The sequence below is a fragment of the Polaromonas sp. P1_H6 genome (assembly GCF_056405195.1).
The window spans coordinates 57,498-71,873 of the sequence record NZ_JBFUCN010000025.1; the positions used below are offsets into that span (position 1 = coordinate 57,498).

General features: G+C 64.6%; 15 protein-coding genes. 6 read left to right on the plus strand and 9 right to left on the minus strand.

All coding sequences use genetic code 11. The features are described 5' to 3' along the window. Nucleotides 1–59: 59 nt before the first annotated feature. The 9 genes from AC1D1F_RS19865 to AC1D1F_RS19905 all read right to left on the minus strand — a co-directional run bounded on the left by AC1D1F_RS19865 (nucleotide 60) and on the right by AC1D1F_RS19905 (nucleotide 8,373). Nucleotides 60–809 (minus strand): FadR/GntR family transcriptional regulator, encoded by a 750-nt coding sequence (locus tag AC1D1F_RS19865; protein ID WP_436153711.1) that lies wholly within the window; start codon nucleotides 807–809, stop codon nucleotides 60–62. 9 nt (nucleotides 810–818) lie between these two features. Then, entirely contained in the window at nucleotides 819–1,202 is a 384-nt protein-coding gene (locus AC1D1F_RS19870) for a cupin domain-containing protein (RefSeq protein WP_477678027.1), read from the minus strand. Between the two features lie 40 nt (nucleotides 1,203–1,242). Further along, nucleotides 1,243–2,286, minus strand: a complete 1,044-nt coding sequence (locus AC1D1F_RS19875) for an L-idonate 5-dehydrogenase (RefSeq protein ID WP_477678026.1) — start codon at nucleotides 2,284–2,286, stop codon at nucleotides 1,243–1,245. Between the two features lie 36 nt (nucleotides 2,287–2,322). After that, nucleotides 2,323–3,090 (minus strand): SDR family oxidoreductase, encoded by a 768-nt coding sequence (locus AC1D1F_RS19880; protein ID WP_477678025.1) that lies wholly within the window; start codon nucleotides 3,088–3,090, stop codon nucleotides 2,323–2,325. An 8-nt stretch (nucleotides 3,091–3,098) separates the two neighbouring features. Then, the gene (locus AC1D1F_RS19885; protein ID WP_477696697.1) at nucleotides 3,099–4,169 is read right to left on the minus strand and encodes an ABC transporter ATP-binding protein; all 1,071 of its coding nucleotides are present in this window, start codon (nucleotides 4,167–4,169) and stop codon (nucleotides 3,099–3,101) included. Nucleotides 4,170–4,187: 18 nt separating this feature from the next. After that, complete coding sequence (locus AC1D1F_RS19890) at nucleotides 4,188–5,039, minus strand: carbohydrate ABC transporter permease (RefSeq protein WP_477678023.1); 852 nt, start codon at nucleotides 5,037–5,039, stop codon at nucleotides 4,188–4,190. Then, on the minus strand, nucleotides 5,036–5,851 hold the full coding sequence (locus tag AC1D1F_RS19895) for a carbohydrate ABC transporter permease (RefSeq protein WP_477700809.1): 816 nt from the start codon (nucleotides 5,849–5,851) through the stop codon (nucleotides 5,036–5,038). Before AC1D1F_RS19895 ends, AC1D1F_RS19890 begins: the two co-directional genes overlap by 4 nt. Next, the gene (locus AC1D1F_RS19900) at nucleotides 5,736–7,280 is read right to left on the minus strand and encodes an ABC transporter substrate-binding protein (protein ID WP_477700810.1); all 1,545 of its coding nucleotides are present in this window, start codon (nucleotides 7,278–7,280) and stop codon (nucleotides 5,736–5,738) included. Before AC1D1F_RS19900 ends, AC1D1F_RS19895 begins: the two co-directional genes overlap by 116 nt. Before the next feature lie 130 nt (nucleotides 7,281–7,410). Continuing rightward, the gene (locus AC1D1F_RS19905) at nucleotides 7,411–8,373 is read right to left on the minus strand and encodes a 2-hydroxyacid dehydrogenase (protein ID WP_477696695.1); all 963 of its coding nucleotides are present in this window, start codon (nucleotides 8,371–8,373) and stop codon (nucleotides 7,411–7,413) included. 90 nt (nucleotides 8,374–8,463) lie between these two features. On the opposite strand from AC1D1F_RS19905, the gene AC1D1F_RS19910 reads away from it, so the two are divergent. From AC1D1F_RS19910 to AC1D1F_RS19935, 6 genes are all read left to right on the plus strand, one after another. Then, complete coding sequence (locus AC1D1F_RS19910; protein WP_477696694.1) at nucleotides 8,464–10,203, plus strand: IlvD/Edd family dehydratase; 1,740 nt, start codon at nucleotides 8,464–8,466, stop codon at nucleotides 10,201–10,203. A gap of 136 nt (nucleotides 10,204–10,339) precedes the next feature. Beyond that, entirely contained in the window at nucleotides 10,340–11,272 is a 933-nt protein-coding gene (locus AC1D1F_RS19915; RefSeq protein ID WP_477678020.1) for a sugar kinase, read from the plus strand. Then, complete coding sequence (locus tag AC1D1F_RS19920; RefSeq protein ID WP_477678019.1) at nucleotides 11,269–12,150, plus strand: 2-dehydro-3-deoxygalactonokinase; 882 nt, start codon at nucleotides 11,269–11,271, stop codon at nucleotides 12,148–12,150. The genes AC1D1F_RS19915 and AC1D1F_RS19920 overlap by 4 nt, the downstream gene beginning before the upstream one ends. A 26-nt stretch (nucleotides 12,151–12,176) precedes the next feature. After that, nucleotides 12,177–12,818 carry a 2-dehydro-3-deoxy-6-phosphogalactonate aldolase gene (locus AC1D1F_RS19925; RefSeq protein WP_477678018.1) on the plus strand — a complete coding sequence of 214 codons (642 nt, stop codon included), beginning with the start codon at nucleotides 12,177–12,179 and terminating at the stop codon, nucleotides 12,816–12,818. After that, nucleotides 12,815–13,606, plus strand: coding sequence for an SDR family NAD(P)-dependent oxidoreductase (locus AC1D1F_RS19930; protein WP_477700811.1), 792 nt, complete (start codon nucleotides 12,815–12,817; stop codon nucleotides 13,604–13,606). The genes AC1D1F_RS19925 and AC1D1F_RS19930 overlap by 4 nt, the downstream gene beginning before the upstream one ends. Nucleotides 13,607–13,706: 100 nt before the next feature. Then, nucleotides 13,707–14,120, plus strand: coding sequence for an SRPBCC family protein (locus AC1D1F_RS19935; protein WP_477678016.1), 414 nt, complete (start codon nucleotides 13,707–13,709; stop codon nucleotides 14,118–14,120). The last annotated feature ends 256 nt before the right edge of the window (nucleotides 14,121–14,376 follow it).

Consider the following 14,376-nt stretch of genomic DNA (forward strand, 5'->3'; position numbering starts at 1 on the left):
CCATGCACCTGTACGGCGCGGCATAAGGCTGTAAAAAAGCCCAAGCCCGCACCTCAGGCTCAAGCTGCTTTCAGCTGCTTGGCCGGGTTACTCAGTTTAGGCAAACGGCGGCGCGAGCCGAGCACCAGCTCGATATCCTCGTGCGCGCCGTCAATCAGCACCAGAATCGCTTTTTCGGCCTTGGCCGGGTTGCGCGCGATCACCGCATCGAGCACCGCCCGGTGCAGCGGCAGCGAGCGCTTGGGCCCATCCTTGCGGACAGTGGAGATTTCAAAACTGGTGCGCAGCAAGGCGCTGAGCGCCTTGCTCATCTGGACCAGCATGCGGTTGTGCGCGGCACGCAGCAGGCCCTGGTGAAAACGCAGGTCGTAGGTGACGTAGTCGCCGCCGCCTTCCACGGCGCGCTTCATGCCCGCATAGGCATCCTCGATCCCGGCGATTTCTTCCGCGGTGGCGCGCTCGGCGGCCATGCGCACGGCGGCAGGCTCCACCAGGCGCCGCAGCTCCAGCAGGTCGCGTAAAAATTCGGGCGTAATGCCGGCCTTGGCCTTCCAGGCGATGACGTCGGGGTCAAACCAGTTCCAGTGCTCCTCGGTCAGCACGCGAGTGCCCACTTTGGGCCCGGTGGTGACCAGGCCCTTGGCGATCAGCGACTTGACCGCTTCGCGCACCACCGTGCGGCTCACGCCCAGTTCCTCGCAGAGCACCGGCTCCGGCGGCATGGACATGCCGGCGGTATAACGCCCCGCGACGATGGCTTCCCCGATATGGTCAACCGTGTTGCCGTGGACGTTTTTCATGGTGGCCATGGTGTCGCCTTAACCCCGCACAAACAGCGTGACCAGCGGGTCCGGCCCGACCTGGCGGCTCCAGTGGCCGTGCAGTGCCGGGTCAAAAGTGGCGCCGGCCGGCAGCACGTCGGCGGAATAGAAATGCTGGCCCGGCTTGAACACGCGGGAGACGTCTCCCTGCAATCCGATTTCCATCTCGCCGCCCAGGATGAACACCCACTGCGGGTTCGGCGTGCAATGGAACTGGCTGCGAAAACCCAGCGGGCTGTGGCGCAGCTGGTAGCCGCCCGAGGCGAACAATTCGGACAGCATGGCCTGCGGCGAGCCTTCGCCCAGCGGTATGGCCTCTTCCCGGAATTTGGCCCGGCCGTCGGTATCGGTGTAGAGAATGACTTTGGAGAAAACGGTCACAAGGGACTCCGGTGAATGGATATAAAAAGCAGACACCCCATCAGGTTTCGCCGCCAAAGGCGATTTGCACTTTCATGGATTGGCGTTTGTCGCCGGCGAGTGTAAAGGCATGCGTGGCCTGGTCGAAAGCGACGATGTCGGTGATGACGGGCCGCCCGTCGATGAGCCGCTGATTCAGGAAGGCCACCGCGACGGCGAATTCAGGATGAAAGCGGAAGGTGCCGCGCAACTCCAGCTCCTTGGCGACCAGGGTATTGAGCGGCAGGGAGACGTTGCCGCCCAGGCCCACTGTCACGATGACGCCGCGCGGCGCCACCACGTCCAGCCCCGCCACCAGGGCTTTCTCATTGCCCGAGGCCTCGAACATCACGTCGAACTGGCCCTTGCCGGCGGCAAAGGCCGCCAGGCCGTCCGGTTCCTGGGCCAGGTTGATGGTCTGGTCCGCGCCCATTTTTTTGGCGCAGGCCAGGGGAAGCTCGGCGATGTCGGCCGCGACGATGCGGGCCGCGCCCGCGCGGCGCAGGCCGGCGATCAGCAAGGCGCCTATGGGGCCGCAGCCGGTCACCAGCACCTGCTTGCCGAACACCGAGCCGGCCCTCGAAATGGCGTGCAGGCCCACCGACAGGGGCTCGGCCAGCGCGGCCTCGGACAAAGGCAGGTCGTCGGCCACGAGATGCGCCTGGGCGGCCTCGATGACCAGGGTTTCGCGGAAAGCGCCCTGGATGTGCGGGAAACGCATCGCGCTGCCGTAAAAGCGCATGTCCATGCAGTGGTTGTGCAGGCCTTGCTGGCAGAAGCGGCAGGCACCGCAGGGCCGCGAGGGCGAAATCGCGATGCGCTGGCCGGCGCGCAGGCCGCTGACCTCGCTGCCCACGGCCTCGACCACGCCCGACACCTCGTGGCCCAGCACCATGGGCTCCTTGATGCGCACGGTGCCGAAACCGCCGTGCTGGAAGTAGTGCAGGTCGGAACCGCAAATCCCGCCGAAAGCCACCCGCACACGCAGCTGCTGCGGACCGAGGTGTTCGGCATCCAGTGCGTCAAGGCGCAGGTCTAGGGGCGCATGACAGACAAGTCCACGCATGATGTTTTCTCCCTGGTTGCGCGGGCGGCGGCGGCTTCACAGCGTCGCCGTCACTCCGCCGTCGACATACAAAACATGGCCGTTGACAAAACTGGAGGCATCGCTGGCCAGGAACACGGCCGCGCCGGCCAGCTCGGCCACCTCGCCCCAGCGCCTGCTGGGTGTGCGTCCCGTGAGCCAGGCGCTGAACTGTTCGTCGGCCACCAGTTTTTCGGTAAGCTCGGTCTTGAAGTAGCCTGGGCCCAGCCCGTTGACCTGGATGCCGTAAGGCCCCCAGTCGATCGCCATGCCCTTGGTCAGCATCTTCACCGCGCCCTTGCTGGCCATATAGGGCGCGATGTTGGGACGCCCCAGCTCGCTCTGCACCGAGCAGATGTTGATGATCTTGCCCTTGCCGCGCCCTATCATTTTCCGGGCGACCGCCTGGCCGACAAAAAAGACGCTGTCGACATTGGTGCGCATCAGCTCATGCCAGTCCTGGGCCGGGAAATCCTGCAAGGCCATGCGCTTTTGCATGCCGGCGTTGTTGACGAGGATGTCGATGCCGCCCAGGGTCGCTTCAATGTCGTCCACAGCCGCCTGCACCGCACCGGCCTGGGTCACGTCGAAGCCGCTGGTGTGGACCTCCAGGCCTTCATCGCGCAACACACTGGCGGCCTGCGCCAGCCTGGCGCTGTCGCGGCCGTTGAGCACCAGGCGGGCACCGGCCTGCCCCAGGCCGCGCGCGAGCGCCAGGCCGATGCCGGCCGAAGAGCCGGTGACCAGCGCCAGGCGCCCGTCAAGCCTGAAAGTGTTCACGACCATGGGCTGGCTCAGTCCAGCCGGGCGCCGCTGGCGTCGTCAAACACATGGGTTTTGCCGGCCGCGATTTCGAGGTGCACGATCTCGTCGGGGCGCACCGCCGTGCGGCCGTGCATCACCAGAATGACTTTGGCGCCGTTCACGTCGAGCAGCAGTTCGGTCTCGGCGCCGGTGGGCTCCACCACGATGACCTTGGCCGGTATACCCTGCCCCGTCGCGGACAACGACAGGTCGCCGGGCCGCACGCCGTAGTGCACCGGTTGCCCGTCCTGCGCCTGCGCGATCGCGCCTATGGGCCACTGGTGGCCCTGGGCTTCGACCCAGGCCCGGCCGCCTTCCTTGCGCAGAACGCCCTTGAAGACGTTCATGGCGGGCGAGCCGATGAATTGCGCGACGAACAGGTTGCCAGGGCGGTCGAACAGCTCCAGCGGCGTGCCGATCTGCTCGATGATGCCGTCATGCATCACCACGATGCGGTCGGCCATGGTCATGGCTTCGATCTGGTCATGCGTGACGTAAACCGTGGTGGTTTTCAGGCGCTGGTGCAAGGCCTTGATCTCGGCGCGCATGGCCACGCGCAGCTTGGCGTCCAGGTTGGACAAGGGCTCGTCGAACAGGAAGACCTTGGGGTCGCGCACGATGGCCCGCCCCATGGCCACGCGCTGGCGCTGCCCGCCCGACAATTCGCGCGGGAAGCGGTCCAGCAGCGGGTCCAGGTTCAGGATGCGGGCGGCGTCGCCGACGCGTTTGTTGGTGAGCTCGGCATCAGCCTTGCGCAGCTTCAGGCTGAAGGCCATGTTGTCGCGCACCGTCATGTGCGGATACAGGGCGTAGCTCTGGAACACCATAGCGATGTCGCGGTCCTTGGAGTCGAGCTCGTTGATGACCTTGCCGTCAATCGACATTTCGCCGCCGCTGATTTCCTCAAGGCCGGCCAGCATGCGCAGCAGCGTGGATTTGCCGCAGCCCGACGGTCCCACCAACACAACGAATTCGCCGTCGGAGATGTCGAAGCTGATGCCGTGAATGATCTTGACCTTGCCGAAGGCCTTTTCAATATTGCGAAACGATACAGATGCCATTTTTGGTATTTCCCGGGGTCAGCTTTTCACGGCGCCGGCAGTCAGGCCTGACACCATGTAGCGCTTGAATGTGTAATAGATAGCCGCCGGAGGCAGCGCGTAAATCAGGCCCGTGGCCATCAGCAGTTCCCACGGCGAGTCGTCGGCCGCGAGGAAGTTGCCCAGGGCCACCGCCAAGGTCACGCTGGTGTCCCTGGACAGCAGCAGGAAGGCGTAGAGGTATTCATTCCAGGCCAGCAGCAGCGCATAGGTGCCGACCGCCACAAGCGAGGGAACCATGAGCGGCAGGTAGACCAGCCGGAACAGCTGCATGGCCGTGGCGCCGTCCATCTTGGCCGCTTCGTCGAGTTCGTAAGGCAGTTTGTCGGAAGCCTGCTTGAGCACCCAGATGCAGTACGGCGAGGCGATGGTCACCATGGCCAGGATCAGCGACCACTGGTGGTTTAGCAAGCCGTAGTTGCCCATGGTCTTGTACATGGGAACGGCCAGGAAGGCGGCGGGGATGAAGTAGGTGAAGAGCGCCATGTTCATCACCGTGCGGCCGCCGCGCACCTTGAGGCGGCTGATGGCAAAGGCCGCGGTTGTCGAGACCACCAGCGTCAGCACACCCACCGAAATCGCGATCACCAGCGAGTTGCCCAGTTGTTCCCAGAAATGGTCGAGGTAGAAATGCTTTTGCCAGAACACCGTCTCGAAGTTGTCCAGCGTGGGCTTTTTGGGCCAGAGCCGCCCGGTCGTGGCTTCGTTGCGGGGCGAGATCGCGAACAGCACCATGTGGTAGATCGGGATCAGCGTCCACAGCAGGACCGGGATGCCGATCAGCAGCAGCCTGGCCTCCCGGCTTACGGTACGCAGTGTGACGCGGCTCATTTGGACAACCTTTTCATCATGAAATACACCAGCGGCAGCACCAGGGGCAGGGCCACGACGATGGAGGCCAGGGACAAATCGACCTGGTCCAGCCGCAGGTAACGGATGCCCAGCGTGGCCAGCACGTGCGTGAGGTCGGCCGGCCCGCCGCCCGTGAGCAGGTAGACGCTGTTGAAGTCGCCCAGCGTCCAGATCATCGACAGGATGGTCGAGGTCAGATACAGCGAACGCATCGACGGCCAGGTGATGAAGCGAAATTTCTGCCAGATCGTGGCGCCGTCCACCGACGCGGCCTCGTATTGCTCGGCCGGTATGGCCATGCGGCCGGCCAGCAGGATCAGCGTCCAGAACGGCAAGGACTTCCAGATGTGGGCCAGCATGGAGAAGGACAGGGCCAGCGTCGGGTCATTAAGCCAGTTCGGCCCGTCTATGCCCGTCAACTTGAAAATCAGGGTGTTGATGACGCCCCACTCGGGGTTGAGCATGAAGCGCATCGACAAAATGGTCGGGATGGAAGGCACCGCCCAGGGCAGGATAAAAATCACCGACAGCGCCTTGATCCACCAGCGCGTGTTCAGGAAAAATCCCGACAGGAACAAGGCCACGGCCATCTTGATGTTCACCGCCACGACGATGAACACCACCGTATTGACCAGCGAACGGAAAAAAATCGGATCGGCGAACAGCCTGACGTAACTATCCGGATGGCGTGCCAGCCACAGGCCGTAGCCTACCGGGTAGATAACAAAAACCAGGAAGATCAGCAGGTAGGGAACGACCAGCGCGAGCCCCCACTTCTCCCACGAAGTCATGGCGGCGCGTTCGGCGCGCACGGAAGGGGCGGCCTGTTGAATGGTTGCAGTGCTCATGCTTTGCTTTGTTGACGCGCGCCGCCTGCCCGGGATCCCGGGCGTCCACCGGCACCTTTTCATTGATCACGCGGTTGGCCGCCTTGGCCCAGACGTTCTCGTTGTTCAGGATGGTGAACTTGTAGTTCTTGGTGAACTCGAAGTTGACGGTTCCGGCGGTGAACTGGTTGTAGACCGACAGGCGGTGCGCATCGGCCTTCCAGAACGGACGCTGCTGCGCGGTCTTGGTCACCGGGAACCAGCGGCCCAGCGAGCCCTCCACGTAAGGCGTGAGGTTTTCTTCCTGCATCAGGAAGGAAACGAACTCCTTGGCGCGGGCCTTGTTCTTGGCCTGGTTGAACACCACACCCACCTTGACGGCGGCGCGGTAGACCATCTTGCTGCCGTCGGGCTTGTTCGGGAAGCCCGCCGTGCGGATGCGCTCGGTGTAGTTCTTCTTCGCGGTCTCGCGCTCTTCCGGTTTGAGCGAGGCGTTGTTCATGTCGTCCAGCCATTTCGCGGCGATCGAAATCGTGGCGTTATGGGTCAGGATGGTGGTCTTGTTGTGGAAAGCGACATTGTTGTCCGGGTCTTTCCAGCTGGTGGACGACGGCGGCGTGCAGCCCTTGGCGTAAGGCTGGGTGTAATCCGTCAGCGCACCGATCAGGCCGGCGCGGACCTTGGGATCGTCGACCAGCAGCTTGCCGCTGTCACTGACCAGGTTCACGTTGTAGGCGTCCATGAAGGTCAAGAAGGAATAAAACGAGTCGCTCGAATCGACGCCCAGTGGCTGGCCGATGCCGAAAGTGCGGTTGCCGGTTTTCTGGCGATGGGCGGGCTGCACCTTGTCGCACCAGAAAGACCAGTAGTCTTTCCAGGCCGTGGGAATGTCGGATTCCTTGAAGCCGGCCTCGTTGAGCATGTCCACCCAGTACTCGATGTGCATGGTCTGCTGCTTCATCGGGAAGGCGTAATAGGCGCGCGTCTTGGTGACGTCGTTGTAGAGGAAGGCGGTCTCCACCGTGTTGGGCGCGAAACGCGCGCGCATGGGGTTGATCACGCTGCTGATGTCTTCAAGCTTGCCGTCGAAGGCCCACTTGCCGGCGACCTGGAAGTCATAAACGTCGGCATAGGCCACGTCGGGCGGGCTGCCGGAGTCGAGGGCCGCGACGGTTTTCGGGATCATGTCCTGCACGGGGTACTGCGAGAGCTCGACCTTCACGCCCTTGTGTTTTTCCTCGTACTTCTTGATCGCGGCGAACAGCGCGTCGTCCTCGGCTTTGTAAAAGCCCTTGACCCACCAGACGGTGAGCTTTTCCTGGGCGGCGGCCTGCCCCGCCGTGATGAGGCCGGCCGCGACCATCGCGGCGGCCAGAATTGTCTTGAGTCTCATTGGATTTGTCTCCTCTGCGGGTGGGTTGTTGAACGGCAAAAAACTCGGAAGGGTTCGTTGACGCATTGTTATCATATGATGATTAAACCCCGAGTCTTCTATGGAAAACCCGAAGCATTCCGCCCCTGATTCAATGCCATTCCGGCACCGGGGTAAAGAGGGCTTGCCCGGCAAAATGGGCGCGCAGGTTGTCGACGGCCAGCTTCGCCATGGCGTGGCGCGTCTGCACCGTGGCGCTGGCCATGTGCGGCGTCAACACCACGTTGTCCATGGACCAGAGCGCCTCGTTGGGGTGCGGTTCTTTCTCGAACACATCGAGCGCCGCGCCGGCGATCACGCCTTGCTGCAGGGCGTCAACCAGGGCCGCCTCGTCGACCACCGAGCCGCGCGCCACGTTGATCAGGTAACCCTCGGGGCCCAGGGCTTTGAGCACTTCGGCGTTGATCATGTGGCGCGTTCCGGCGCCGCCGGGCGTGATCACGATCAGGAAATCCACCTGCGCGGCCAGTGCCTGTGCCGTGGGGTAAAAGGTGTAAGCGAGTTCCGATTTGGCGCCGCGCCCGGTGTAGGCAATCGACATGCCGAAGGCTTCGGCCCGGCTCGCGATGGCCTGGCCTATGCGGCCCAGGCCGACGATGCCCAGGCGTGCGCCCGAGACCTTGCGCGCCAGGGGCATGGCCCCCTCTTTGGCCCAGCGGCCGGCGCGCACATAACGGTCGGCCAGCGGAATGCGGCGAGCCACCGACAGCATGAGGCCTATGGCCAGGTCCGCCACCTCGTCGTTGAGCACACCGGGCGTGTGCGTGACCGGAATGCGTTTTTCCAGCGCGGCGGCGACGTCCACGCCGTCGTAACCCACGCCCATGATGGAAACCATCTCCAGCGCGGGCAGTTGTTCCATCAGGGAACGCGGCACCTTGGACTCCCCGCCCCCGGCCACCGCGCGGATCAGCGGCGCCACCCTGGCGAAAGCCGCCGGGTCGCTTTCATGCAGCCTGTCATGGACTTCATAAGCCGCCTGCAGCGGCTCCATCAGGAAGGGCGGAAGCTTGGCGACGGTGAGGATGTGCGGGCGGTTGGACGGGGCGGACAAAGGGCGGGCTCCTGCGGTCATGGTTTTCACTAAGATAGCGGAGCCAATGGTATGACGATAATATGTTTGACGAATTAAGGACTTTCCCGCATGAGCACACCACCCAAGAAAAAACCCGCCCACGAACTCCGTAGCCAGCAATGGTTCGGCCGCCAGGACCGCGACGGCTTTGCCTACCGCAGTTGGGTCAAGGGCAAGGGCGTCCCGCACGACCAGTTCGACGGCCGGCCGGTCATCGGCATCTGCAATACCTTCAGCGAACTGACGCCCTGCAACTCGCATTTCCGCACGATCGCCGAACAGGTCAAGATCGGCGTCTATGAGGCCGGCGGCTTCCCCCTGGAATTCCCGGTGATGTCGCTGGGCGAAACCCTGCTGCGTCCCACCGCCATGCTGTACCGCAACCTGGCCAGCATGGACGTTGAAGAAAGCATACGCGGCAACCCCATTGACGGTGTGGTACTGCTGATGGGCTGCGACAAGACCACACCCTCGCTGGTGATGGGCGCGGCCAGCGTCGACCTCCCGACAGTGGGCGTCAGCGGCGGGCCCATGCTGAGCGGCAAATGGCGCGGCCAGGAGCTGGGATCGGGCACCGGCGTCTGGAGCATGAGCGAGCAGGTGCGCGCCGGCACCTTGAAACTCCAGGACTTTTTCGAAGCCGAGAGCTGCATGCACCGTAGCCACGGCCACTGCATGACCATGGGCACGGCCTCGACCATGGCCAGCATGGTCGAAGCGCTGGGCATAGGCCTGCCGGGCAACGCCGCCTACCCCGCGGTGGACGGCAGGCGCAACGTGCTGGCCCGCATGGCCGGCCGCCGCGCCGTCGAGATGGTGCACGAAGACCTCACGCTGTCGAAAATCCTCACACGCGAAGCGTTCGAGAACGCCATCAAGACGCTGGCCGCGATTGGTGGATCGACCAACGCCGTGATCCACCTGATTGCGATGGCCGGCCGGATCGGCGTGAAGCTCACCGTCGACGACTTCGACCGGCTGGCCAGCGAACTGCCCTGCCTGGTCAACCTGCAGCCCTCGGGCAAATACCTGATGGAAGACTTCTGCTACGCCGGCGGCCTGCCGGTGGTGATGAAGGAAATCGCGCAGCACCTGCACACCGGCGCCATTACCGCCAACGGCAAGACCATAGGCGAGAACATCGCCGACGCGGAGAACTACAACACCGAGGTCATCAAGCCGCTGTCCGCGCCCTTCAAGGACAAGGCCGGCATCGCCGTGCTGCGCGGCAACCTCTCGCCGCGCGGCGCCGTCATCAAGCCCAGCGCCGCCACGCCGGCGCTCATGGTGCACAAGGGCCGGGCCGTGGTGTTTGAGAACATTGAAGACTTCCACGCGCGCATCGACGACGAGAACCTGGACATCGACGAGAACTGCGTGATGGTGCTGAAGAACTGCGGGCCCAAGGGCTATCCTGGCATGGCCGAGGTCGGCAATATGCCGTTGCCGCCCAAGGTGCTGCGCAAGGGCATCACCGACATGGTGCGCATCAGCGATGCGCGCATGAGCGGCACGGCCTACGGTACCGTGGTGCTGCACACCGCGCCCGAAGCCGCCGCCGGCGGCCCGCTGGCCCTGGTGCAGAACGGCGACATCATCGAACTCGACGTGCCGAACCGCCGCCTGCACCTGCACGTAAGCGACGAGGAACTGGCCAGGCGCATGGCCGGCTGGAAGGCGCCAGAACCCCCGCTGTCCTCGGGCTACTGGAAGCTTTACATCGACCACGTGCTGCAGGCCGACGAGGGCGTGGACCTGGATTTCCTGGTGGGCAAACGCGGCTCCTTTGTGCCGCGCGACAACCACTGAGCCGGGTACAGCGCGGGTACGGGGCAACACCCGGCCCGCGGGTACCATTGGGGGTTTTGAGGCGCGGCGTGCTTTTCCGGTTTTTCTCCCCTGAAAAAAGCCCGCGCCGGGATGCCGCAAGAAGCCAGGAAACCCAATGCAAGCCAGAAAATTCGATGTCGTCGCGCTTGGCGAAGCCATGGTGGAATTCAACCAGACCACCGCCGGCCAGCCCAACTACCTGCAGGGCTTCGGCGGCGACACCAGCAATGCCGTGATCGCCGCCGCGCGCGCCGGCGCCAGCACCGCCTACCTGACCCGCCTGGGCGGCGACACCTTCGGCCAATCGCTGATGGCCTTGTGGGCCGCGGAGAAGGTCTCCACGGCCGCCGTCCAGCAGGACAACGAAGCCAGCACCGGCCTGTACTTCGTCACCCACGGCCCCAAGGGGCACGAGTTCAGCTACCTGCGCGCGGGCTCAGCAGCCAGCCGCATGACACCGGCCTGGCTGCAACAGGCCGGCGCGGCCGATGCCGTGCGCCACGCCAAAGTCCTGCACGTCTCGGGCATCTCGCTGGCGATTTCCGCGAGCGCCTGCGACACGGCGTTTGCCGCGATGAAGCTGGCCAAGGAGTCCGGCACGCTGGTCTCCTTTGATTCCAACCTGCGGCTCAAGCTCTGGCCGCTGGACCGCGCACTGGCGTGCACCCGCCATGCGGTGTCGCTGTGCGACATCTTCCTGCCCAGCCTGGAAGACATCACCGCCCTCAACGGCATGACGGATCCCGATGAAGTGGTCGACTGGGGCCATGCCCTGGGCGCCAAAACCGTGGTGCTCAAGCTGGGGGGCGACGGCGCGCTGGTCAGCGACAGCACGCGGCGCGAACGTGTGCCGGTGCATCGCGTGAAGCTGGTGGACGCCACCGGCGCGGGCGACTGCTTCTGCGGCAACCTGCTGGCGCGCATCGCCCAGGGCGACACGGTGTTCGACGCCACGCGCTACGCCAATGCGGCCGCGGCCCTCACGGTGCAGGGCTATGGCGCGGTGGCGCCTCTGCCGCGGCCCGAACAGGTCAGGGCCTTGCTGTGAGCCGCCTGCTCGCGGTCGACTGGGGCAGCTCGTCGCTGCGCGGCGCGCTGCTCGACGCCGATGGCGCGGCACTCGAAGAACGCGCTTTCCCGCGCGGCATCCTGACGGTAGAGGCCGGCGGCTTTCCCGATGTTTTTGAAAGCTGCTTCGGCGACTGGATGGCACCCGGCACACTGTGCCTGATCTCCGGCATGGCCGGCAGCAAACAAGGCTGGCGCGAGGCGCCCTACTGCGCCTGCCCCGCGGGCTTTGGCGCGATTGCCGCCGCGCTCGAATGGGTGGAGCCAGGGCGCATCGCTATCGTGCCCGGCCTGAGCATTGATAAAAACGGCGTGCCCGACGTGATGCGCGGCGAGGAAACCCAAATCTTTGGCGCGCTGCAACTACTCGGCCTGGAGCATGCCCGCCTGGTACTGCCCGGCACACACAGCAAGTGGGCCACAGTAACCAATCGCAAGGTGACGGATTTCTCGACCTGGATGACCGGCGAGTTCTATGCGCTGCTGCGCCGCCACTCCATCCTGGCGCGCATGCTGCCCGAGGACGAACCCGCGCTGGACGCCGCCGCCTTAGACCAGGGCGTGGCCCATGCGCTGGCCGGCCCCGGCCTGCTGAACACCGCTTTCAGCACACGCACGCTGTCGCTGTTCAACCGGATGAAGACTGAGGCACTGCCAAGCTATCTGTCGGGCCTGGTCATAGGCGAAGAGCTCAAGGCTCAAACGCTGCCGCGCGGCGAGCCCGTGGTGGTCATGGGCGCGGAGGCGCTCACGGCCCGCTATGAACAGGCGCTGGCCCAGCTCGGCGTGCCGGTCCAGCGCGTAGGCGCGGGCGCCACCTGGCGCGGCCTGCGCGCCATTGCCGACACGCTTGGCTGAGCGCGCCACCCCATCGATAGAACACCATGAACAACGCACACCCAAAATTTTCCAAAGCACTCACGACACTCCCCCTGGTCGCCATCCTTCGCGGGCTCACACCGGCCGAAGCTTTGCCGGTCGGCCAGGCACTGGTCTCCACGGGCTGGACGCTGATCGAGATTCCCCTCAATTCACCGCAGCCACTGGACAGCATCGCCGCGATGGCAAGCGCCTACCCGGATGCCTTGATAGGCGCGGGCACCGTGCTCACGCCTGAAGACGTGCGCAATGTGCAGGCCGCGGGCGGCCAGCTCATCGTCTCGCCCAATTTCAACCCGGCCGTGGTGCGCGAGGCCGTGCGCCTCGGCATGGTCTGCCTGCCCGGCGTGATGACGGCCAGCGAAGCCTTTGGGGCACTCGAAGCGGGCGCCACCGGCCTCAAGATTTTCCCGGCCGAGATGATCACGCCGGCGGTGGTGAAAGCCCTGCGCGCCGTGCTGCCGAAGCAGACTCCAGTGATGCCGGTGGGCGGCGTCACGCCGGACAACATGGGCGCCTACCTCGCGGCCGGCGCCAACGGCTTCGGCATAGGCTCGGCGCTGTACAAACCCGGCACCACGGCGGCCCAGGTGGCCGAGAACGCGAAGAACTTCATCGGCGCCTACACAGGTACCATGCGGGCATGAACACTTCCACGGCGCCAGCGCCTGCTATCTCCTTCGGCCTGGCCGGCCGCGTCTGCATCGTCACCGGCGGGGCGCAAGGCATAGGCGAGGCCTGCGCGCGCCGCTTTGCGCGCGAGCAGGCCATCGTGGTGATTGCCGACATCGCCGACGCGCCCGGCACGGCATTGGCCACGGAGCTGGGCGGCCTGTATGTGCACTGCGACGTGGGCGACAAGGCCCAGGTCGACGCGCTGGTCGCACAAACCGTGGCCGCGCACGGCCGCATCGACGTGCTGGTCAACAACGCCGGCATTTTCAGGGCCGCCGAATTCCTCGACGTGACCGAAGCCGACTTCGACGCCGTGCTGCGCATCAACCTCAAAGGTTCCTTCCTGGTGGGCCAGGCTGTCGCGCGCGCCATGGCGGCCGCCGGCAAGGGCAGCATCGTCAACATGAGCTCGGTCAACGGCGTTCTCGCCATTCCCACGATCGCCAGCTACAACGTCAGCAAGGGCGGCATCAACCAGCTCACGCGCGTGATGGCGCTGTCGCTGGCCGGCCAGGGTGTGCGCGTCAACGCGGTGGCGCCCGGCACCATTGCCACCGAACTGGCGGCCAAGGCCGTGCTCACCAGCGACGAAGCCAAGGCCAAGATCATGAGCCGCACGCCCATGAAACGGCTCGGCGAACCTTCGGAAATCGCGGACACCGTGGCCTACCTGGCCAGTGATGCGGCCAGCTATATCACCGGCGAGATCGTGGTGGTGGATGGTGGGCGCATGACACTCAATTACACAGTCCCGGTTTAGGACCTGCCAACAAGCCCTAATCAGGGTGGACTCTGTCCTTTTGGGGTGCTAGCCTTTAGCGGCAAGGCGCTATTCCGGCGCCAGCCAGACTGGAGGCACCATGACCACGATCTACAAGGAATTCACGGTCGATGCGGGTATAGGCAGCGTATGGGATGCGCTGCGTGATTTCAATGCAGTGCACCAGCGCCTGGCGCCAGGCTTTGTGGTCGACTGCAAGCCCGGCGAAGGCAGCCGCACCGTGACCTTTGCCAACGGCATGGTTGCGCATGAGGTGCTGGTGGGCATCCATGAAGGGATGCACCGCCTCAGCTACACCGTGGTCGGCGGCAAAGCCAGCCATCACATGGCTTCGGCGCAGCTGTTTGCCGAAGGCGAGAAGCGTACGCGTTTTGTCTGGATCACCGATGTGCTTCCCGATGCGCTGGGGGAATACATTGATGCGATGATGACTCAGGGTGCTGCGGTCATGCAGCGGGCGCTTGGTGGCTCTTTGGAAAAGCCTGCGGGCTAAGCTTTTTTTCATACGCTGGTGTTGGGTTGAGTTTCGGGCCGGTCTTGTTCCGGCCTTTGCGCTCCAGTTCTCTCTGCTGAGGGCGGTTGGCCGGGGGTTGCCCGGCAGCAAGTAACTTTCTTTTGCTTCGCCAAAAGAAAGTCACCAAAGAAAAGGCGACCCGCAGTCTGGGTCCCCTGCGCTTCGCTACGGGGCAACCTGCGGTGCTCGACTACGGCGGGGTCTCGCGCAAACTCGCCTTCGGCTCAAACAAGCG